Source organism: Microcoleus sp. bin48.metabat.b7b8b9.023, from assembly GCF_013299185.1.
Classification (GTDB): Bacteria; Cyanobacteriota; Cyanobacteriia; order Cyanobacteriales; family Microcoleaceae; genus Microcoleus.
Genome location: NZ_JAAFKG010000062.1, coordinates 11,258 through 35,058, shown reverse-complemented (window position 1 = coordinate 35,058; position 23,801 = coordinate 11,258). Strand labels below are relative to the sequence as shown.

Here is a 23,801-nt window from a genome sequence, read left to right as displayed (position 1 = left end):
CCAAACCTCACGATTTAGGTTTCTGCTTCTGTCCCTTGCGGGGTTTCGCACCAGCCCGAACAGATTTACTCTGTTCAGGTCTTACAGTCGCTCCACAGACTGAAACGGCAAGCCCTGCCGCCAAAATGTTTTTTGCTGCATTGATATCTCGATCGTGGTGTGTCCCACAATTACGACAATCCCATGAACGGACATTCAATGGCATCTTTTGAGCAATATGTCCGCACTCAAAACACCGTTTTGAACTCGGAAACCATCGGTCAATCTTGACCAAGGTACGACCGTACCAATCGCACTTGTACTCAAGTTGCCTGACCAGTTCGCCCCAACTAGCGTCACTAATAGCAAGGGCAAGTTTCCGGTTTTTAACCATGTTTTTCACAGCCAAATCTTCTACGGCGATGGCTTGATTTTCACGCACCAACCTAGTTGTTAACTTGTGAAGATTATCTTTTCTTGTGTCAGCAATTTCTTGATGCACTCTTGCTACTTTACGCCGTGCTTTGTGCCGATTATTCGACCCTTTTTGTTTTCTACTTAAAGCTTTCTGCGCTCTTTTTAACTTGCGATATTTTGCCTGAAATCCTTTGGGATTGACAATCTTTTCGCCGTTGCTCAGTGCCACCAAGCTTGTAATTCCTAAGTCAATGCCAACTTGACTATTTGTTTTAACCAGTGCTTCAATTTCAACATCCACCAATAGGGAGATTGACCACCGACCAGACGGTGCAAGTTTCACCGTAATAGTTGATGGTCTTGCACCCTCTGGTAATGTTCGACTCCAGCGAATCGACAACGGTTGGGTACATTTTGCCAGAGTTACTTGTCCGTCTTTGAACTTAAATGCCGATTTGGTAAATTGTGCGCTACCACCGTTTCGTTTCTTCTTGAAGTTAGGATACTTTGCCTGCCCGTCAAAAAAGTTGGTGTAAGCAGTTTGCAAATGTCGCAAGCATTGCTGCAATGGTACTGAAGAAACAGCATTGAGAAAATCTAATTCTTCAGTTTTTTTCCACTCGGTTAACATTGAAGAAGTTTCAGCGTATCCTACCCGTTTTTGTTCTGTGTACCAAGCTTCGGTTCTTGCAGCTAAAGCACGGTTGTAGACCAAACGAGTACAACCTATAGTGCGTCGCAACAAAATTTCTTGTTCCGGCGTTGGGTAGAATCGATAGCTGAAGGCTTTTAGTGTCATGCTTACAGTGTAATACCTAAATTGTAAGATGTGCGTAATTTCTTGTCAAGTTTTGTAAAGCCGTCGAGCGAAGGACGGGTTTTAGACCCAAATTTTTGATAAAGCAACTGCACGGGCTGTACTGAAAGTTACTGTGGACGATCGTCTTCTCTGCTGCCAAACCCTACGCTTGCCGAGCGCGGAAGAGTTAGGGATCGGCGGTGCTATATCTATATTTTAAATAATTATTGCAGGCAAAGCGCCTGATTTTAATATATGCGGGCTGTGCAACACCCGAGCATATTGTATATTTTAAGACAATTTGCCTCGTAATTCAAAAATAGGCTCATATTGTTAAGGCTGCCGGAGTCGGGGTGTTTCCTGTAGAGGGCTTTTGGGCTGCTTCCACAATTGATAAATTTTTAGGATGGGGCGGGCTAGAACAATGCCAGTGGTGATTGTATCGCGATCGCGCCCGCTTCCATCGGACAATCTATTTTTTGAGAACTTGACAGAAGTGCGATCGAGAAAGGTGAGAGATTTTAGATTAAATGTTTCTCAAATGCCAGCTACTTCTTAAACTATTTGACTCCGTTAAAAAATGGATGCCGTGCCACGTAGACTCCTGATTGGAAGGTTAAAAAAATTACACCAAAGTTCCTAATCCCAAATTCAATTCTGCAAGTAAATCTTCAATCTAAAATCTCAAATCGATTGACTATTCTTTGAAAAACCGTAAAATATAGTCAAATTTATACCCGATCGCGGGAATCTCGCCAATAATAGCTTATGTTGAATACAGCCAGACTGTTTGAAGCAAAACCTCTTCAGGGAAATATTGCGGGTGTTTCAGCAGAAATACCAGACTTATTTGGCAGTAAGTTCGTTAGCGAAGCCCTCGTAGAGGATCGCCTAAATCGATTGACCCAAATTGCGATCGGGGATACGAATGTTTTATTTGATACCAGCTATGGTTTGACTCAAACATCCGATTTGGTTGCCGGTGCGACTGGTAGTGCGATCCTCTACGAGGGCTTCGCTAACGACCTTTTTGACCAAATCACCGACTTCCGGCTCCCGCACTCACCAGACGACAATCTTAAATGCGATCGCACTCTAACATCCCAGACCGATATCTCCACTCAACTTCAGAGAGACGAACTTACAGGGATGGATTTTGCTGTGGGTGATGCTGGTAGCGATCCAGAGCGATCGCAATCCCGAACTGCTGCGCTATTACCTTCAGAAAAATGGGCTTTCAATTTCCCAGATTATACCATCGACCACCAAGGTTTAAACAGCCTCAATATCAAAATTGGTTACGGCTTAAAACCCGGAATCACCAAAAATGAATATCCCGATTTTGTGCCAATCTACAAAAGTATTGATAACTTCCTACTTAACTACCCCAATGAAACGGACACCTGGGAAAATATTAACAAAAATCTGAGTCAAAAAGTGCTAGAGGAAAATCCGGCACTGACCGATGTTACCATCCAACTCGAAGTTTTGCCAACAAATAGATTGCCCTACGAACGAGCAACTACAGTTTTCCGAAGTCGTGTCGGTCAACTCAAAGAAAATGGCAACTTTTCCTTGAAAGACTACGCAATTAATCACCAAGGATTGAACAAGATCGATCTGGATGTTGATTATCAGTACAAACCGGGGATTTCCCCCAACGAATATCCCGATTCCGTGTCAATTATCAAGAGCATTGATAACTTTTTAAGCAAGTATCCCAACGAGACAGATTTCTGGGAAATTGTCAATAAAAGATTGACTCAAAACATCCTCAACGAATATTCTGGCTTAGCAGCAATTAAGATCGATTTGAACGTTTTGCCAAGCCAAACATTACCCTATAACCGCACCAGCAAAGTTACTCGCACTCAACCCAGCAATCCTCAAGGAACTTTCCTCGTTGGCAATACAAAAGGCAATAATGTGCTGCGGTTTGACGGCAATACGGGCAATCTTCTAGGCGAATTTATCCCATCGGGCAGCGGCGGTTTATTTAGTCCAGATACAATTCTTTTTGGCCCAGATGGCAACGGCGACGGTAAGCCGGACATTTACATTGCCAGTGGCGACAAGCCAGGAAATTCCGGACAACCGACAGCATCTGCCGTATTGCGATATGACGGAGTTAGTGGCGGATTTATTGACAAATTTGTCGGCGACAATCCGAACACTACTGCTGATGAAACTGGCGGATTGTCTCGGCCTTATGGTTTAGCTTTTGGTGCCGACGGTAATTTTTATGTCAGCAGTTTTTTGACCGATCAAATTCTTAGATACAACGGCAAAACAGGACAATTTATAGATGTATTTGCAACGGGCAAACAGCAAGCGGGAGGATTGAATGGGCCGAACAATTTACTGTTTGCTCCTGACGGCAATTTGTACGTGACAACGCAGGGGAGTGTTGCTCGTGATGGCAAAGCTGATTTTAGTGCAGGTTTCGCCAGCCAGGTGCTGCTTTACAACCCGCAAACTGGGCAGTCAAGTATCTTTGCTTCCCCCGATCCTTCGCCTCGGAGTCAGGGATTTGTGAGTCTTTTGGGCATGGCAATCGGGCCCGCTGACGGCGACCTTTACGTGAGCGATTTTGCTAACGATATCAGGCGCTACAATTTAAAAAGTGGGGATTTGGTCAAGGTTTTATCTACCAATTATACTGATACTTCCCCCAGTAGCAATTATGTAGGTGGTTTGGCATTTTCGCCGATCGGCAATTTGTTTGCAGTTGGCTTTGACAACCGCGCCAATGCTAACAATGTTGGTGCAGTTTTGCGGTACAATGGCAAAACTGGGGAACCGCTGCCAATATCGAGCAATCCTTTGTCTAGTAACAGTTCGATTTTTGTCCCTCCCGACAGCAAGTTACAGCGTCCGGTAGGAATTGCTTTCTTTCCTTCGGATGCTAAGCTGACCGAGAAGTGGAATTTTACAGCGGCAAATTACCCAATTAACCATCAAGGGTTAAACAACCTAAATCTTGATGTAAACTATCAGTACAAAGAGGGCATTCAAAATTATCAGTATCCCGATTTTGTGCCGATTTACAAGAGCGTTGATGATTTTTTAGTTAACTATTCTAACGAAACTGATTTTTGGGAAATTGTTAACAAAAATTTGACCGAAAAAGTGCTTGCCGAAAATCCAGCAATTTCTTCGGTGACGGTTGATTTGAATGTTTTGCCAACGAACCAATTGCCTTACGATCGCAGCAGTACCGTTACTCGCACTACAAATGGTAAATTAGGGGAAGCCTGGGATTTCAAGATTCCTAATTATTCGATCGCTCACCAGGGTTTGAATAACCTGAACATTGATGTCAAGTATCAGTACAAGCCAGGAATTACGCAGGCTGAATATCCCGACTTTGTGCCGATTTACAAAAGCATAGACAATTTTTTGGTTGATTATCCAAATGAAACGGATTTATGGGAGATTTTGAATAAGAATTTGACGCAAAAGCTGCTAGCACAAAATCCGGCTTTGGATTCGCTGGAAGTTAGTATCGAGGTTTTGCCGACTAACAGATTGCCTTACGAACGAGCTAGTATTGTGTCGCTGGCTTAGCGTCTAATTCAATACGGTTAACTTAACGATTTTTGACGAATTTCACTTCGCGATTTTCTAGGCAATACAGGCATTATTTGCCAGTTAGATTGTTCTTAAGTTAAGCGTATTGGCTTCAAATTGTTTTTTTTGTGGACAATTATTGACAGGGAATACATTCCTTGCTAAGGTGTGTGTAATTCAATAGGTTGCGTAGAAACGGAGTTTTTGTGCATCCAGAACGAACGCATTTAAATTGTCTGTTGTGGTCAAAAAACATTTTTTTGAAGAAACTGGGTTTATGAATTAAAGCGAGTTTGCAAAGATCTATCTTGGGATAGATGGGTCTGTTTCAGGCAATTGCTATAAAGCAGTCCAGGCTTTAGGTGGGTTAAAAACCCGGTTTCTGGGTTAAGATAGATCGCTCAAAGGATTTGAAATTTGAGATTTGAGATGGGTAATGACTTATTCTGTATGGGTTTGCAGTTTGCCTAAAGTTGCATTATTTTGTGAAACGGGTATCACAGATTTTGCGTAGAAATCGGGTTGTTCTGTGTTTGGAACTAAGAAAGATAGTTGTTTTGCGATCGAAAATCTGGATGCAGTCGCTTTCCTGGCGCAGAGGTTCCAGCAGTAAGCTGAGTATTTTTTATCTTTTCTTTAGAATGACGATGGAAATTAGGTAAATAATGGAACTATTCAAGGATTTTTGATTGCATTTTTCTGTAAATATATCAAGGAATTTTTGTGAAAACGCTCAATATCCTCTTAGTAGAGGACAGTCCCCTAGATGCCGAGCTGATTGAGGCATATCTCATGGATGGCGGTCTAGACTTTTGTTTGCTGTGCGTGGAAACTCGGGAAGATTTTGCCGTAGCGCTGGAAAAACACTGTGTTGATATTATTTTGGCAGATTATATGCTGCCTTGTTTTAACGGGATAGCAGCGCTGGAAATGGCCCGCACTACTTGTCCGGGAGTGCCGTTTATTTTTGTGTCGGCTACTTTGGGCGAGGAAGTGGCAATTGAGACTTTGAAAAGCGGGGCTACAGACTACGTTCTCAAACGGCGTTTGACGCGGTTGGTTCCGTCGATCGAGCGGGCCCTGCGGGAAGTTAAAGAACGGCTCGATCGCAAAGCAGCTCAAGCACAGCGTCAAGAAAGCGAAGCCAGGTTTCGGATGATGGCAGATACCGCGCCGGTGATGATTTGGATGTCGGATATCGATCGACTTGGCGATTACTTTAACAAAGTTTGGTTGGAGTTTACTGGTAAAACTTTGGCGCAAGAAATCGGCCTGGGTTGGATGGAAAGCTTGCACCCTGACGACTTGCCAAAATATATGGATGTTTACCGGAGAGCCTTCGACGCCCGCAGCGAGTACCGGATCGAGTACCGCTTGAGGCGCTATGACGGGGAGTACCGCTGGGTTGTGAGTACGGGGGTACCCCTGTACAGACCCGATCGCACTTTTGCCGGTTACATCGGTTCTTGTATCGATATTAGCGATCGCCAACAGGCAGAACAAGAACGCGTTATGGCTTTGTCCCGGGAACAAGCAGCTCGCAAGCAAGCAGAAGAAACAGCTCAAGCGCTACTATCGGCAAACGCTCGAATTACTAACATTCTCGAAAGCATTACCGACGCTTTTGTCGCCTTCGATTCAAGCTGGAAATTCACCTATATTAATCACAAAGCTCAAGAGATTTTTGGCAACTTACAAGCAGAACTGATCGGGAAAAATATTTGGGAAATATATCCCTGGATCGTGGATTTACCGTCTTACAAAATTGCCACCAAAGCATTAGCAGACAAGGTAACGGTCGAATATGAAGAATTCGTGCCATTATGGAATAAGTGGTTGAAAGTGCGTTTTTATCCTTCCGATTCTGGTTTCTCGGCTTACATCCAAGATGTGAGCGATCGCAAGCAATCAGAAGCAGCACTCAAAGCCAGTCAAGAAAAGCTGAGAATGTTGGCAGAATCTAACTTGATCGGGATTCTCTTCGGTGATGTTGACGGGGGTATCAGTGAGGCTAACGACGAATTTTTGCGCCTGGTTGGCTACACGCGGGAACAGTTGCAGCGCGGGGAACTCCGCTGGATTGACATTACACCGCCGGAGTACCTACCGCTGGACGAAATCGGCATCGCAGAGGCAAAGGCCGAGGGCGTTTGCAGTCCCTACGAAAAGGAATACATTCGGCCCGATGGCAGCCGGATTCCGGTGTTGGTGGGGTATATTTTGTTGGGGGAAAAGCGGCAAGAATCAGTGGCTTTTATTCTTGATTTGACGGTTCGCAAGGAGTTGGAAAAAGAACTGCACGATCGAGCCGAGGAATTGGCACGGGCGAACCGGATTAAAGACGAGTTTCTGGGAACTTTGTCCCACGAATTGCGGACGCCGTTGAATGCGATGCTGGGATGGGCGCAACTGCTGCGCCACCGCAAGTTTGATGAAAAAACGACTGTTAAGGCTCTCGAAACGATCGACCGCAATACGCGATCGCTGGGGACGCTAATTGAGGATTTGTTAGACGTGTCGCAGATTATGACCGGCCAACTGTCGCTGAATTTGCGGTGGGTAGATTTGATTTCGACTGTTGAAGGCGCTATCGATACTCTCGCCCCGGCGATTGGGGCAAAAAATATTGAAATTGTGACGGATTTCGACCAAACTGCGGGGCGGATGTTTGGCGATTCCGGCCGCTTGCAGCAGGTGGCGTGGAATTTGCTGTCGAATGCAATTAAGTTTACTCCTGACGGAGGACAGGTGAGGGTGGCGCTGCGTAAAATGGAGAAAACGAGTATCCCCGGACAATCCGCCTGTTATGAAAATTTGTCACCGCCTAGTGTGGAAATTGAAGTCAGCGACACGGGACAAGGGATTCGGGGAGAGTTTTTGCCGCACGTTTTTGAGCGCTTCAGCCAAGCTGACAGCTCTGCAACCCGATCGTACAACGGATTGGGTCTAGGTTTGGCTCTCGTGCGCCATTTTGTGGAAATGCACGGGGGAACAGTGCAAGTAGAATCGGCTGGCCAAGGACAAGGAGCGAGCTTTTTCGTTAGATTGCCAATTAAACAGCCAGAGGGCGACGGCGGATTTTCTGTTACCGGGGCTGGGGAGTTTTTGGTTCGAGAAACCCCGGCCAGATCCCCTATAGATCCGTCTTTTGTTAGCAGCAACCTTTCGGGAGTGCGGGTGTTGGTGGTTGATGGCGACGCCGATTCCTTGGATTTTGCGCGTACAGTGCTCGAAGATTGCGGAGCCGAGGTGGAGACGGCTGTCTCGGGAATGGAAGCCTTGGAAGCGATTTCTAGGCTGAATCCGGATGTGTTGGCGATCGATCTTAGGATACAAACCGCTGAAGGAGAGGCTCTGCTGCCGCAAGTGCGAGAGCAAATGGGGGACAGGGAAATTCCGGCGGTGGCTTTCACAGCTTACGGTAGGCTGGAGGAACGGGTGCGGGCGCTGCGACAGGGTTTTCAAATTCACCTACCCAAGCCTCTCGATCCTGCTGAGTTGGTGGCGGTGGTGGCAAGTTTGGTGTCGCGGGCGATCGATTTTTGATTGACTTGGCAAGGATGGAAATCCCCACTAAAAATTAGTTTTCTTCCATTCGGGCGATCGTATCATATTAACGATCGATGGCCAATGACCAATTAGATTAACCCAACCGTTAATGGCTCAATCCCCTTCGGCAATTTGGTTTGACACCCACTCGTTTATGCCTTCAGGGCCAATAACATAACGATAATGAGTAGAGCCTCTAATAATTACTTTGATTTTTTTGGGACTGATTTTTTCGCTTTCAATAGTTAGGGAGCCGTGACCTGTTTCTTGCCAAGCCTGTATCAGCAAGTTCTCGATTTTGGCAAATAGACTGCTGACTGAAGTTTCCCTGCTATCTGGTTTTCTTGACATATTAGATTGGTTGAGATACAAGTTGACAGACTCTCTCGCCACTAAGACGCGAGCTTCTCTATTTGAGCTATCGGCGCCACTTGTTCTTTTTTATGCAAATTCCCTATACTTTTTACAATACTTTACACAACTGGCGAACTGACGTAATTTATATGGTATCCGATCGATTAACCCCAATAAGTAAGGTTCGTAGTGCGGACTTCAGTCCGCGGCTTTTTGCGGACTGAAGTCCGCACTACAAACCATTTTTTTAGGGTAATGCACCGCAGATGATATGAGTCGTCTCTCGCTGGAGGAGGAGTGAAGTCCGAACGATCGAAGCAATTTAATGATAGTCGTGCCAAACCAGATTTCTGTCTCCGCCCAGGTAACAGCAATCAATCATAAATTACTATTACAGCTCATTTGTCAAGCCCCAAAAGTTAGATATTTAATTTAAGTCAAAGTATTTTTTTGATAGTGAGGTTAACAAACCATCGCCTCAAATGTCAAGCTCATCAACTGGGTGCGAGCTTTTAAAAGTACCGTGCCGGGGTAAATGCTTCTGAGACTCCCGTCTTTCCCACCGTGCAAGGATTTTTTTTCAATCTGTGATTTTTCCGCGCTCTCCGGTTCCAACTATCTACTAGATACCAATTGCACCCGGCCAGCATCCATTTCATCCATTAATAACTCTAAAGCCTCATAATCAATATCCGAGATGTAGCCCAAACGGGTCAGCTCGTTGTTGATTTCGTTTTCAATGTCAGGCGTCAACTGCTTAATGTAGAGGGCTTTTTCTACAAGTTGACGAATAGCATGAGTTGCTTGCATAGTATATCGGAGAACTCCGTACAGTTTTATTGTCATCTTAACAGTCGATGGAGTGAGTGATCCAAATCAGAACTAACCAGTGATTTCAATTACATTGCTCGGTTTAACCTAACAGCTAGGGTAAGGTCGATCGCAATCTTTACGATTGCCAACACTAAACCTCGTCGCACAAATAAAAAATAGTATAGTAGCTTACCTTTACTCCGTAAATCTTGCATAAACTTTTATAAAAAAGACTAAATAAATAAAGATTCAGTAAACCACTCAAAACTACCGGTCGGTTTTCCTCAGGTAGGGTTACGCTCGTAGGTGTCAAGTAGGTTTAGGCTTACGTCCGTCCAGTACGGTAGTTGAAAATACGTAGCAACCATAGGTTTGATATATGCAGACACTTCTTGTCCATAAACCAATTACGGTGATTCGACCCCTAGACCACCTAAATGCAGCCACAGCCGGAGAATTCACAGAGCAACTAACCACAACAATTTCAGCCCCTGGAGTAGTAGCGGTACTCGTAGATGTTGGCGCAGTAACATTTATTGACAGCGCGGGTTTGATGGCATTGATTTCCGGCCTCAAGCAGGCGAAAAAAATGGGACGCAGGTTTAGTCTGTGTTCAGTTACCGCCGGAATTAGAATGATTCTGGAACTCAGCCAACTCGATCGAGTTTTTGAGATATTTGAAAATGTCGAAAGCTTTGAAGCAGCAAACTCTTGTCTTGTGTAAACAAGCACTTCTAGAATCTACTCACCGGTGAAAACAAGTAAGCAAACACAGCAACTTCAGTTAAAGGCCTCCAAAGAGATAGGACTGCCGTTGGCGTATTGGCAGATTTTAAGGTAGGCTGCTTAAGAGTCGCAAGTATTTAGCGAGTCGAGCCGTGGCAGTAAAAGTCGAAGAATTACTTACAGCAGAAATCAATCAGCCTGCTCGTTATCTAGGAAACGAGTTGGGGGCTGTCCGCAAGCCTTGGGATGGGGCGTCTGTACGCTGGGTGCTCACATATCCAGAAGTGTATGAAGTTGGTGCTTCCAATCTGGGACACATCATCCTTTACAATATTTTGAATGCTGGGCCGAGACAGTTGTGCGATCGAGCTTATTTGCCGGCACCAGACTTAGCAGCAAAACTGCGATCGACCAAAACTCCCCTGTTTGCTGTAGAATCCAGGCGATCGCTCACAGAATTTGATATTCTCGGCTTCAGCCTCAGCTACGAACTCGGAGCAACAAACATTCTGGAAATGCTGGATTTAGCCGGCATTCCCCTAACTTGGAAAGAAAGAGCGACAAATGCCCAAAATGGTGGCGATTTGCCGCTAATTTTTGCTGGCGGACAAACCGCAACCTCCAATCCCGAACCCTACGCTGACTTTTTTGACTTCATCGCTTTGGGAGATGGAGAAGAATTGCTGCCAGAAATTGGCTTGATTTTGGCCGATGGCAAAACTAATAATTTGAGCCGAGAAGCTTTGTTGTTGGATTTAGCGCAAATTCCCGGCGTTTATGTCCCCCAATTCTACGATATGGCGGCAGATGGTTCTGTTCATCCCAACCGCCCGCAAGTCCCAGAAAAAATTCTGCGCCGCGTAGCAACTCCCATACCAGCTTATTCGATCGGGCTAGTACCCTACGTTGAAACAGTACACGACAGACTGACAGTCGAAATTCGCCGGGGATGCACCCGCGGCTGTCGCTTCTGTCAGCCGGGAATGCTGACTCGCCCCGCCCGCGATGTGGAACCGCAGCAAGTCGTAGAGGCGATAGAAGAAGGAATGAAAGCCACCGGGCACAGTGAGTTTTCCCTGCTTTCCCTGAGTTGTTCCGACTATCTGGCACTCCCGGCTGTGGGGATGGAAATCAAAAACCGCCTCAAAGACAAAAATATCTCTCTGTCTTTACCCAGTCAGCGGGTTGACAGATTTGACGATAATATTGCCGACATTCTCGGCGGCACGCGGCAAAGCGGTTTGACTTTTGCCCCGGAAGCCGGCACGCAGCGGATGCGCGACATCGTTAACAAAGGTTTGACGAATGAAGAATTGTTGCGGGGTGTCAAAACTGCGGTCGATCGCGGTTGGGATAAAATCAAGCTGTATTTTATGATCGGTTTGCCGGGAGAAACCGATTTTGATGTTCTGGGAATCGCCGAAACAGTCCGCTGGCTGCAAAGGGAATGCAGGCTTAATGGCCGGCGGCCGCTAAATTTTAACTTGACAATTTCTAATTTTACCCCCAAGCCTCACACTCCTTTTCAGTGGCATTCGGTTTCTACTGCCGAGTTTTCACGGAAGCAAAAATTGCTGAAGGGTGAATTCAAAGCGATGAGAAATATCAAGGTGAATTATACCGATGTGCGGATTTCGGCAATGGAGGATTTTGTAGGTAGGGGCGATAGGCGTTTGGGCGCTGTAGTCCGCCGTGCTTGGGAACTTGGCGCTGGTATGGATGCTTGGTGGGAAAGCTTAGATCAAGCATACAAGGCTTGGACAAGGGCGATCGATGAATCGGGACTTACCTGGAAATACCGCCAAGTCGAAAGTGGCGAATGGAATCTGTTTGAGAAGGAAGAAGGAAGTTCGGCAACGAGCACTGTACAAGATGTAACGGATAGAATGAAGAATGAAGAAGGAAGTTCGGCAACGAATTCTGTAACGGATGTAACGGATGTCAGTCCGATGGAAGTCGGAAGAAGGAAGAAGGAAGAAGGAAGAAGTACAAACTCCGCCACTCTCCCAATCTCCCAATCTCCCAATCCCCCAATCTCCCAATCCCCCAATCCCCCACTCTCCCCCTCCCACACTCTCCCCCTCTTTCTCGATCGACCTTTACCTTGGGATCACCTAGACACGGGGATCGACAAAAACTGGCTGAAAATTGACTTGCAAAAGGCTTTAGAAGCAGCGACGGTTCCTGACTGTTCCTTTGAAGGGTGTTCGCGGTGCGGGGTTTGCGGCACAGATTTCGGACACAATGTGGTTGTGGATGCCCTGCCAATTCCGGAGTTTGCTGGGGAATTCGTGCCGAATACAGAACGGAAACAGCGTTTTCGGGTTTGGTTTGGGAAGGTGGGCGATATGGCTTTGGTTGGTCATTTGGATTTGCTGCGATTGTTCGATCGAGTTGTCCGTAGGGCTGATTTACCGATTTCGTTTACTGGCGGCTTCCACCCAAATCCTCGGATTTCTGTCGCAAATGCTCTGCCTCTGGGCGTTACCAGCACTGGGGAAATTGCTGATTTTGAACTCACTGAGGCGATCGATCTTGAGATTTTTCGGGAAAAATTGGTGGCAACTCTGCCGGAAAATATTCCGATTTACAAAGTTGAGCCGATCGACCTCAAAGCTCCTTCTGCCAGTCAGTTGTTAGAAGCTGCGGAGTACGTCATTACTGTGGCTGCAACAGGCCTGTTGACCGAAAATGGCGAATCTGACCGGGATGATTCTACTGCTGTCTCCGTCGCAGATACTGCCAATTGGGAAGCTTGGGTGCAGGCGATCGCCGAAACAGAGGCTTTTTGGCGGGTGCACACTACTAAGTCGGGAAAGACGCGGGATGTCAATTTGCGCGATCGGCTGCACAAACTCGAACTTGTTGAGCAGAAACCAGAAAACAGCACCTCCGGTAAATCCGAAGGTACAGCCGTCTTGCGCTATACCGGCAGTTGTCGCAGCGACGGCAACTTGCTCAAGCCAGAACATCTGGTTTTTATGCTCGAACAAGTAAGCGAGCAACAAATTCAGCTTGTGCAGGTTCAACGCAGTCAGCTAATCCTGAGTTATTGTTAAGATAGGGAAGCTAAGAGTGGAATATTTCACCCGGGGTTCCCTATCGGGATGTATCGTTTTACGCTATAATTGCTTGTTATGGAAGCCGCAGCGGCTTGAGCGCTTTTGTCGCTCGTCGCTAAAAGTCAACCAGCAACGCGGGCTGGGTGCAAATTGCTTCTGTTCAAGACTTCAAGCCTTTTTGTAGATTCACGGGCTAAATCTAGCGCTAAACCCGCAGGAGCAGGGCCTGAACCAAATTGATGGATTAATTTCGATCGATCGAGTGGTTGTCGATCGTCGGCTTACTCAAAAATCTCATGGTTCAAGCCGCAGAGCGGGTATTCAACAATAGATGTTTTTGACCTCGATCGAAAACGGATACAAGCCCGGACTTAATTCGTGGAGAACCCCAAATTTTAGACCAAGGTTCAAGCTCCCAGATTCATCTGCGCTTGTAAATCTCAAATCTAAAATCTCAAATCTAAAATCGACTGACCAGGTTTTAGGGTTGGCAGGGGCGGAAGTTCCAGTCGAATGCCAAGAGTAGAATCTGTTGAGTGCGATCGCGCAAGAATTCAACAAAAGTCTAGGCGATTTAACTCCTACTTAACTTTCCCTCAAAACCAGCCCTCAACCACGCAAGCAGAGTTATCAGTTCGTAGTGTTAAGTTGTGTGTTCAGTTGTGTGTTAAGAAATTGGTGAGAGTGTCGCTGAATTTATTCCCTGAGTTCAAAGGAAGAGTTGCAAATGTTGAATTTTGAAGTATTGAGGAAAGCAATTCTCAACTTAAAACTCAATATTGCTAACTCGATAAAAACCTCCTTATTTCTATCTCTCAGATTTATCTGTCGAGCATAACTCATAACTCTCGATCGGGCGGGTTTAACTACTTTTTTATCTGTAACAGTGAACAGTGAACAGTGAACAGTGAACAGTTAAATTGCCTTCCACCCTCCACCAACTCACAGCTAATAACTCTTCAAGCTACTACTACTACTACTACTAATTACAGTTAAAGTCAGAGGCACTCAGAGGGCGTTAGTGTCTCTAACTTACTGACAGTTTTTTGAGGAAATTGAATGACAAAGCAGATAGTTATAGCAGAGCAGCATCGTATTGCTGCCGTTTTTTCAGAAGATCAAATCCAAGAACTCGTGGTAGCCACAGGCAGCCACCAAGTCAGTGACATTTACTTGGGAATTGTCGAAAATGTACTCCCTGGGATAGATGCGGCTTTCGTCAATATTGGCGATCCAGAACGCAACGGGTTCATGCACGTCACAGACCTCGGCCCGCTGCGGCTCAAAAGATCGGCAGGAGCAATTACAGAACTCTTGACCCCCCAGCAAAAAGTGCTGGTACAGGTGATGAAAGAACCGACGGGCAGCAAAGGCCCGCGGCTGACAGGCAACATTACCTTACCCGGGCGATATTTGGTACTGATGCCCTACGGCAGGGGAGTCAATCTTTCACGGCGCATCAAGTCGGAAGCCGAGCGCAACCGCCTCCGAGCCCTGGCTATTTTGGTGAAACCGGCCGGGATGGGGCTGCTGGTAAGAACCGAAGCCGAAGGCATGACTGAAGAAGCCATCATGGAAGATTTGGAAGTGCTGCAAAAGCAGTGGGAAGCTGTTCAACTTGAAGGTGGTTCGACGCGCGCGCCGGCATTGCTCAACCGCGATGACGATTTTATCCAGCGGGTGCTGCGAGATATGTTCAGCGGTGACGTGAACCGGATTGTGGTGGACTCGCAAAATGGGATTAAGCGGGTGAAGCAGCAGTTGATGAGCTGGAACGGCGGTAAACTTCCTGCGGGAGTTTTGATCGACCACCACCGAGAGCGCGCCTCGATTCTAGAATTTTTCCGCGTCAACGCTGCGATTCGAGAAGCTCTCAGACCGAGGGTAGATTTACCTTCTGGCGGTTATGTGATTATTGAGCCGACGGAAGCGCTGACGGTAATTGATGTTAACTCTGGCTCGTTTACTCGATCGGCAACAGCTCGCGAAACTGTACTCTGGACAAATTGCGAAGCAGCAACGGAAATTGCCAGACAGTTGCGACTGCGGAATATTGCCGGGGTGATTATTGTTGACTTTATTGACATGGAATCCCGCCGCGATCAGTTGCAGGTGCTGGAACATTTCAATAAAGCTCTCAAAGCTGACAAATCTCGACCCCAAATCGCTCAACTGTCGGAATTGGGACTGGTAGAACTCACCCGCAAACGCCAAGGTCAAAATATTTACGAGTTATTCGGCCACAGTTGCCCTACTTGCAGTGGGTTGGGTCATCTGGTACAACTCCCGGGCGAAGAGGACTTCGGCGCAGCGGTGCGGGAAGCAGCCGATCGCACTGTGACTTCCTCCAACCGACTGATGTTGAATTTGCCAGAAGGATTGGAACGCCGCAGCTTGGCGCCTGTAGCTGCTGCAACTGCTGCACCAGTGCGAGAAGAACGTTCCCCCGAACTCGCTCGGGCTGCTTGGGAACCTCAGAGCGAAAGTTTGGATTTTGTTGAGACCGGCGGCAACGCCTCGGCTTTGGACTTGCTCAACCATCCCAGCTATCAGGATTTGGGCAACGGAACCAGACGGCGCCGCCGCCGCCGGATTGGTGAAGAGCCTTTTGCTGTCACACCAGAGGAGGAACCGGTGCGTAGCAAGTTGCGGCTGCCGAATACTTCGAGTGCGCCCGTCGCGGAGACACGCTCCGAGTATCTGGCACCCCCCGGCATCCGCGCAGCTTCCGAGGGCTTCGGGCTGGTGAATATGTCAACTGTTGGCAGGCGCGAGGAATTCGATCGCGTGCGGCCAACTAAGTCTGAGCTGCTGAAGCCGATGGTGGAGCCTCCGGAGGTGATTTCGGTGGAAATGACGCCAGAGGAGCAGGATGTTTATGCTCTGATGGGGGTTTCTCCTTTGGTGCTAACGGATCGCAGCGTCAAAAATCCTAAAAATGCGATCGTTTCGGTGACACTCCCCGGAGCTGGGCCGAATAAGCCGCCTTTTGAGCAGCTCGAATTTGAATTTGAAGCGCCTGCGCCAGCACAGAATGTTGAGGAACAAAATTATTATTCAGAAATGTCGGTTGTTGAGCCGGTATTTGCTGAGGATGACGATGACGATGATGCTGATGATGAGGCTGAAATTTACGGCGCAAGTTCGATCGACGAAATCGATGATTTTGAGCCGATGGAGGAAGCCGACGATGTGATGGCTTTCTCGAATCAGCCGAATAAGCTATATGAGTCGATCGAATCCTATGAGCCGATCGAATCCTATGAGCCGATCGAATCCCACGAGCCGATCGAATCCCACGAGCCGATCGAATCCCACGAGCCGATCGAATCCCACGAGCCGATCGAATCGAGCGAACCCGAGGAGCCTGCGATCAACAGGCGCCGCCGCCGTCGCTCCTCTGCTGTTTTGGATGAGTGATTATGAAGGAAGAAGGAAGAGGGAAGAAGGAAGAAGGAACAAAGAAGAAGGAAGAGGGAAGAAGGAAGAAGGAACAAAGAAAAAGGAACAAAGAAGAAGTAGAAATTTTTACTCTCTTCCCATCTTTCCATCTCCCAATCTCCCCCTCTCCCTCTCCCCCTCTCCCCCTCTCCCCCTCCCCCTCTTTCCCTCGGATAATTGCAGGTGTAGATGAAGTAGGAAGAGGAGCTTTGTTCGGGCCAGTGGTGGCAGCCGCCTGCATTTTGCCCGACGAAGTTCTCGAAGAATTAGTAAGTTGCGGGGTGCGCGACAGCAAACAGTTGAGTGCCGCAGCCCGGAGTCGGTTAGCAGTCAAAATCAGGGCTGTGGCGGTTGACTGTCAAATTGGTGCAGCTTCGGTGCGGGAGATCGATCGCCTGAATATTTTGCAGGCTTCTTTGTTGGCAATGAAACGGGCGATTTTGAAATTAAATGTCGCGCCCGATTTGTGTTTGGTTGACGGCAATCAAAGAATACCCAATTTGTCGATCGACCAAGAGACGATGATTAAAGGTGATTCGCGATCGATTCAGATTGCCGCTGCTAGTATTGTCGCCAAAGTTTGGCGCGACGAATTAATCCTGCGGATGGCCGTCAAATATCCCGAATATGACTTGACAAACAACAAGGGATATGGTACAAAAAAACATAGATTGGGGTTAGAACGTTACGGTGTGTCTGTCTTTCATCGGACATCTTTTAGTCCCTGTCAAAAATCTTAAAATAGCACTAAAAAACCTAATTAATTTCAGCCAGAGCATCTAAAATTTGAACAGCCAAGAATTTTGGATTAATTGTTCTCGGCGCATAAACTCTACTCTGTAAGATGTGCAATATGCACCTTACCGCTTTATCATTTTCAGCCTCCGATAGCATCTACAGAATATTGATTTAACCTCTTCACCATGACTGATAATATGTTAAAAATTCCCGGCTATCACCTCACCGAGCAAATCTATAATGGCTCTAGAACCCAGGTTTATCGAGGAGTTTCTGAGTCAAACCAAAAAGTAATTATCAAACTGTTATGGAGTGAGTATCCCACTTTTAGCGAACTGATACAGTTTCGCAATCAGTACACGATCACCAAAAATCTTGACCTTCCGGGAATTGTCAAACCCATTGCACTCTTAAACTATCAGAATGCTTTTGCTCTGATTACCGAGGATATTGGAGGTATTTCCCTATCTGAGTATACTGTTAATTCAGAGCAATTGGATAATATCAAATCCAGTAAATCTGACATTTCCTCCCTCCAGAGTTCGCCTCTACCGCTAAATGAATTTTTGCCGATCGCAATTCAGATCGTCCAAGCCCTAGAAGGACTATATCACAACCGAATTATTCACAAAGACATCAAGCCCCAGAATATCATCATTAACCCGGAAACTAAAGAAGTTAAATTAATTGACTTCAGCATTTCATCTCTTTTACCCAGAGAAAACCAGGAAATCCAAAATCCAAACATCTTAGAAGGAACCCTAGCTTATATGTCCCCCGAACAAACGGGACGCATGAATCGGGGTATCGACTACCGTACCGACTTTTACTCGTTGGGAATTACATTTTACCAAATACTAACAGGGAAATTGCCCTTTGACTCTAACGATCCAATGGAGTTAGTCCACTGTCATATTGCCAGAATGCCAACTGAGCCAATCAATCTGGTTCCAGCTATCTCAGTGATGGTGAATAATATCATCATAAAACTGATGGCAAAAACTCCAGAATCACGCTATCAAAGTGCTGCTGGGCTGCGCTACGACTTAGAAAAATGCTCGCAGCAATGGCAAGAAAATGGGACTATTAGCGAGTTTGTATTGGCAAATCGGGATATTTGCGATCGCTTCGTCATTCCCGAAAAACTCTACGGTAGAGAAACTGAAGTTAAAGCCCTATTAGCAGCCTTCGATCGCATCAGCGAAGGTAATATCGAAATCATGCTAATCGCTGGCTTTTCTGGCATTGGCAAAACAGCCGTTGTCAACGAAGTTCACAAACCCATCGTCCGCCAACGGGGTTACTTCATCAAAGGAAAATTCGATCAATTTAACCGCAACAGTCCCTTCTCGTCGTGGGTGCAGGCATTCCAAAGTCTCATGCAGCAACTGCTCACCGAAAGCGCCACCGAAGTCCAAAAATGGCGAGCAAAAATCCTAGAGGCTTTGGGTGAAAACAGTCAAGTTATTATTGATGTCATCCCCGAATTAGAACACCTAATTGGTAAGCAGCCAGAAGTCCTCAAACTAGAAGGAGTCGCATCTCAAAATCGTTTTAATTTGCTATTTGGCAAGTTTATCCGAGTATTCGCCACCAAAGAACATCCTTTAGTAATTTTCTTGGATGATTTGCAGTGGGCAGACTCAGCTTCTTTGAAATTGATGCAGTTGCTGATGAGCGAAACAGATACCCGCTATCTGTTGTTAATGGGAGCATATCGAGACAACGAAGTATTTCCGGCTCACCCGCTAATGTTGACATTGGGTGAGATTAGGAAAGTAGAGGCTAATTCGTCAGCATCTTCTCTAGAAAAGCAGGATATCGATCCACCACTCCTGAAAGTCAATCAAATTACCTTAGCACCTCTCAACCTAACTTCCCTAAATTGCCTAATTGCCGATACTTTTTCTTGTCCAATAGAAAGAGCAATGCCTTTGACGGAATTGATTTTTGCCAAAACCAAAGGCAATCCCTTTTTTGCAACTAAATTTCTGCAATTTTTGCACAGCGATGGATTTATATCATTTGATTTCACCCCCGGGGCAAGGGGAGGTTGGCAGTGCGACATTGCCAAATTGAGGGCGCTTTCTTGGACTGATGATGTCGTCGAGTTTATGGCAATTCAGTTGCAGAAGTTGCCTGAAAATACTAAGCAAGCTTTAAAACTTGCAGCTTGTGTAGGTAATCAATTTGACTTAGCAACGCTAGCAATTGTCTCCAAAAAATCCGAGTCGGAAACAGCAGCCGATTTGTGGCTAGCACTGCAAGAAGGATTAGTTATTCCCACCAGTGAAGTATACAAATTTTTTCAGGAATCTGAATCAGTTGAAATTCTTCAAGGATCGGAGTTATCGGTTCCCTACAGATTTTTGCACGATCGAGTACAGCAAGCGGCATATTCTCTAATTCCCGAATCCCAGAAACAGTCCACCCACCTCGAAATCGGACAACTGTTGTTGAGGAATACGCCAGAAGCAGAACAAGAAGAGAAGATTTTTGATATTGTCAACCAATTAAATATCGGGGTGGAGTTAATTACCGATCGAATCAAACGAGATGAGCTTGCTCAATTAAATTTAATAGCTGGACGTAAAGCTAAATCTTCCACGGCTTACGCGGCTGCTGAAAAATATTTAACTTTAGGCATAGAACTCCTGGATGTTGAGTGTTGGCAGAATCATTACAACCTGAGTTTAGCACTTTACGAAGAAGCCACAGAGGCGATGTATCTGAATGGTGATTTTGAGCAAATGGAGCCATTGGCAGAAATAGTCCTGGAAAAGGCAAATACACTCTTAGATCAAATCAAAACTTATCAAGTTAAAATTCAAGCTTTGAAAGCGCAGAACCAACTCAAACAATCTTTGAATTTTGGGTTAGACATTCTCAAACTCTTGGGGATAGATCTACCTAAAGATCCAGAACTGACAGAAATTCCCTTGGCTTTTGAAAAGACGCAATTGGCTTTACAAGGAAAACCGATTCATGACTTAATTGATTTACCTGACATGAGTGACCCGCAAAAACTGGCAGCAACTCAGATGCTGTTACAACTCTGTCCTTCTGCTTACATGGTCACTCCAGTTTTGTTACCTCTCATTACTTTTAAACAAATTCAATTAGCCCTTAAATATGGTAATGCACCAACTCATACTCATGCCTATGCTAATTATGGACTCATTCTCTGCGGAGTCATGGGGGAGTTAGAATCGGGCTATCAATTTGGACAACTGGCACTAAATCTACTAGAGAAACTCGATGCTAAGCCTTTTAAATCTATGACAATGTTTGTAGAAGCTTGCTTTATCAAGCATTGGAAACAGCATATTACACAGACCTTAAAACCTTTTCTAGCTTCTTACTTTAGCGGTTTAGAGACAGGAGATTTAGAACACGCTTGCTATTCTGCCCACAGGTATTGCTACCATTTATTCTTTAGTGGATCGGTCGAGCTATCAAGCGTGAAACTAGAGATGGAAACTTACGGTGATGCGATCGACAAGATGAATCAGGATAGCATTCTTCAATTGCATCAAATTTACCATCAAGTTGTATTAAACTTACTGGAAAGGACGGATAATCCTTGCTTTTTAATCGGTTCAGCTTGTGATGAAGCTAAAATGTTACCGATTCATATTGCCAATAATTACAGAATAGCGTGTTACTATTTTTTCTTAAATAAGTTAATCCTTTGTTATCTTTTTTGTGACTACCACCAAGCGATCGAGCATTCTGCCGGAGCAGAAGAGTATTTAGATGCAGGAGTAGCTTCGATATTAGTGCCGATTTTTTATACCTACGATTCTCTCTCTAAGTTGGCGGTGTATCCAGATGTAGAGATTTCGGAACAACAACAATTCCTCGAAACTGTAATCGCCAATCAGGAGAAAATGCAAAAATGGGCGAATCATGCCCCGATGAATTATCTACATAAATTTTATCTAGTAGAGGCAGAACGGCATCGAGTTTTAGAGGAAAAATTAGAGGCGATCGAATTGTACGATCGCGCCATTTCCCTCGCCAAAGAAAACGGTTATCTCAACGAAGAAGCACTAGCCCAGGAACTCGCGGCTAAATTCTATCTCGCTTGGGGTAAAGATAAAGTTGGCACAGTTTACTTAACCGACGCCTACTACGCTTATGCGCGTTGGGGTGCAAAGGCAAAGGTTGAGGATCTAGAAAAACGGTATCCCCAATTGCTCGCCCCAATCCTGAACCAGAAAAAGAGCATTCATACAGACGAAACAATTGTGCTAATGAACTCTGGAACTATCTCATCCACGAGTTCCAGTGTTTCAGAAATCCTGGACTTCGGGACAATCATGAAAGCATCTCAAACACTTTCAGGAGAAATTCAGCTTGACAAATTGCTGTCAATTTTAATGCAAGTAGTGATGGAAAATGCCGGAGCAGAAACAGGCAATTTTATTTTGCAAAAAGCAGGTGATTTAGTAATTGAAGCTACCGGAACTAGCGGTGTTGCAGAAATAAAAGTTCTGGAGTCAATTCCTCTTGAAACTAGCAATAAGTTACCTCGAAGCATCATCAACTATGTTTTTAGGACTCAAGAATATGTCATTTTTAACGACTTGTTCGAGGAAATCAACCAACCAGAATCTCCCATTAAAAATATTAACGATCCATACATAAATCAGCACAAACCAAAATCAGTATTGTGTTTGCCTATTCAACATCAAGGAAAGGCGATCGGTATCCTTTACCTAGAAAACAACTTGACAGTCGGTGCATTTACTCCCGATCGATTAGCAGTTCTACAATTATTGTCTTCTCAAGCTGCCATCTCGATCGAAAATGCCCAACTCTATGCCAATTTAGAAGCAAAAGTAGAAGAACGCACCCAAGAACTCCAGCAGTCAGAAGCTCGTTTTCGACAACTTTACGAGCAATCCGCCGATGCAATTTTGCTTTTAGATGGAGATGTTTTTATCGACTGCAACCCCGCCACGGTCAAAATGATGCGTTGCAATGACAAAAAACAGCTTCTTTCCTTGCCGCCGGCTCAACTTTCTCCGGAGATTCAACCAGACGGTAGAAACTCTTTTGAAAAAGCCCAGGAAATCACAGCCATTGCTTTTTCGCGAGGTAGCTATCGCTTTGAATGGATGCACCGCCGCAGCGACGGAGAAGACTTTTGGGTGGAAGTATTGCTGACTGTAATTCCTGTAGATGGCAGGCAAATTCTGCATACGGTGTGGCGAGAAATTGGCGATCGCAAGCAGGCTGAAGCAGCTTTGTACCAGAAAAATCAAGAACTAAGCGATACTCTCCAACAGCTCGAAACCACCCAAGAAGAACTGATTCAATCAGAAAAAATGGCAGCTTTAGGACAACTTGTGGCGGGAGTTGCTCACGAAGTTAACACACCCTTGGGTGCAATTCGTTCTTCAGCGGGAAATGTGTCTAAGTTCTTGGATCAAACTCTCGAACATTTGCCAGCACTTTTTCAATCTTTATCTCCAGAAGAAGGGCAAAAATTTTCAGAATTACTTCAGCGATCTCTCCAACAAGAATCAACACTATCAACCAAAGAAGAACGCAAATTGAAGAGAGCTTTAAGAAGCGAACTGCAAGAATTAGAGATTGAGAATGCCGATACTGTTGCAGATATATTAGTTGTGATGGGGATCTACGATCGTATCGAAACTTGTCTCCTGCTACTCCAAAAACCGGATAGTTTGCACATCCTAGGAATCGCTTACAAACTATCTGAATTAAAAAGAGGCATCGCTACTATCAATACAGCTACAGATCGAGCATCAAAAGTTGTGTTTGCCTTAAAAACCTATGCCCGTTACGAACAGGCAGGCAATAAGACAACAGCCAGCATTGCTGAAGGGATCGAAACCATCTTAACTCTCTATCAAAATCTACTCAAACAAGGAGTTGAGGTAGTCAGAAACTATACCGAAATACCGCCGATACTATGCTATCCAGATGAACTAAATCAAGTGTGGACAAATCTCGTTCACAATGCTTTGCAAGCAATGGATAATCGTGGCACATTAACTATTGGATTGACGGAGCAATCCGATCAGGTAAAGATTAGCGTTACTGACAGTGGCAAAGGCATCCCTGAAGAGATCGAGGCAAAAATATTCGAGCCATTTTTTACTACTAAACCCGCAGGAGAAGGCAGCGGATTGGGACTGGACATTGTGAAGAAGATTGTCGAAAAACATCAAGGAAGGATTGAGGTAGAATCAATTCCAGGTGAAACTACATTTAATGTTTTTCTGCCGATCCTTAGAGTATAATTATGAAATGTACCAATATCAGGACTTAAGCATAAGCTGGTTTGCAAGACTATTAGTAGCGGTAAGGGGCGTAGTTCC

General features: G+C 45.5%; 11 protein-coding genes. 8 read left to right on the top strand and 3 right to left on the bottom strand.

The genetic code is table 11. The annotated features are described in order from the left end of the window. Window positions 1-7 precede the first annotated feature (7 nt). Window positions 8-1,195 (bottom strand): RNA-guided endonuclease TnpB family protein, encoded by a 1,188-nt coding sequence (locus QZW82_RS26765; protein WP_293155501.1) that lies wholly within the window; start codon window positions 1,193-1,195, stop codon window positions 8-10. A 424-nt stretch (window positions 1,196-1,619) separates the two neighbouring features. Between QZW82_RS26765 and QZW82_RS26760 the strand changes: the two genes are divergently transcribed. The 3 genes from QZW82_RS26760 to QZW82_RS26750 all read left to right on the top strand — a co-directional run bounded on the left by QZW82_RS26760 (window position 1,620) and on the right by QZW82_RS26750 (window position 8,311). After that, window positions 1,620-1,754 carry a hypothetical protein gene (locus QZW82_RS26760; RefSeq protein ID WP_293155498.1) on the top strand — a complete coding sequence of 45 codons (135 nt, stop codon included), beginning with the start codon at window positions 1,620-1,622 and terminating at the stop codon, window positions 1,752-1,754. Between the two features lie 209 nt (window positions 1,755-1,963). Further along, window positions 1,964-4,762, top strand: a complete 2,799-nt coding sequence (locus QZW82_RS26755) for an NHL repeat-containing protein (protein ID WP_293155495.1) — start codon at window positions 1,964-1,966, stop codon at window positions 4,760-4,762. A 726-nt stretch (window positions 4,763-5,488) separates the two neighbouring features. After that, complete coding sequence (locus QZW82_RS26750; protein ID WP_293155492.1) at window positions 5,489-8,311, top strand: PAS domain S-box protein; 2,823 nt, start codon at window positions 5,489-5,491, stop codon at window positions 8,309-8,311. Between the two features lie 117 nt (window positions 8,312-8,428). Here QZW82_RS26750 and QZW82_RS26745 read toward each other — a convergent pair whose 3' ends face one another. Together QZW82_RS26745 and QZW82_RS26740 are read right to left on the bottom strand one after the other, a co-directional pair. Continuing rightward, window positions 8,429-8,665: a hypothetical protein gene (locus QZW82_RS26745; protein WP_293155489.1), complete on the bottom strand. Its 237-nt coding sequence runs from the start codon at window positions 8,663-8,665 to the stop codon at window positions 8,429-8,431. A 618-nt stretch (window positions 8,666-9,283) separates the two neighbouring features. Then, complete coding sequence (locus QZW82_RS26740) at window positions 9,284-9,478, bottom strand: hypothetical protein (protein WP_293155487.1); 195 nt, start codon at window positions 9,476-9,478, stop codon at window positions 9,284-9,286. Window positions 9,479-9,860: 382 nt separating this feature from the next. On the opposite strand from QZW82_RS26740, the gene QZW82_RS26735 reads away from it, so the two are divergent. The 5 genes from QZW82_RS26735 to QZW82_RS26715 all read left to right on the top strand — a co-directional run bounded on the left by QZW82_RS26735 (window position 9,861) and on the right by QZW82_RS26715 (window position 23,723). Continuing rightward, the gene (locus tag QZW82_RS26735) at window positions 9,861-10,205 is read left to right on the top strand and encodes an STAS domain-containing protein (protein WP_293155482.1); all 345 of its coding nucleotides are present in this window, start codon (window positions 9,861-9,863) and stop codon (window positions 10,203-10,205) included. A 154-nt stretch (window positions 10,206-10,359) separates the two neighbouring features. Further along, the gene (locus QZW82_RS26730; protein WP_293155479.1) at window positions 10,360-13,266 is read left to right on the top strand and encodes a TIGR03960 family B12-binding radical SAM protein; all 2,907 of its coding nucleotides are present in this window, start codon (window positions 10,360-10,362) and stop codon (window positions 13,264-13,266) included. A gap of 1,062 nt (window positions 13,267-14,328) precedes the next feature. Then, complete coding sequence (locus tag QZW82_RS26725) at window positions 14,329-16,689, top strand: Rne/Rng family ribonuclease (protein ID WP_293155476.1); 2,361 nt, start codon at window positions 14,329-14,331, stop codon at window positions 16,687-16,689. A gap of 2 nt (window positions 16,690-16,691) precedes the next feature. Next, entirely contained in the window at window positions 16,692-17,450 is a 759-nt protein-coding gene (locus QZW82_RS26720) for a ribonuclease HII (protein WP_293155474.1), read from the top strand. Window positions 17,451-17,645: 195 nt separating this feature from the next. Further along, the gene (locus QZW82_RS26715; RefSeq protein ID WP_293155472.1) at window positions 17,646-23,723 is read left to right on the top strand and encodes a trifunctional serine/threonine-protein kinase/ATP-binding protein/sensor histidine kinase; all 6,078 of its coding nucleotides are present in this window, start codon (window positions 17,646-17,648) and stop codon (window positions 23,721-23,723) included. Window positions 23,724-23,801 lie beyond the last annotated feature (78 nt).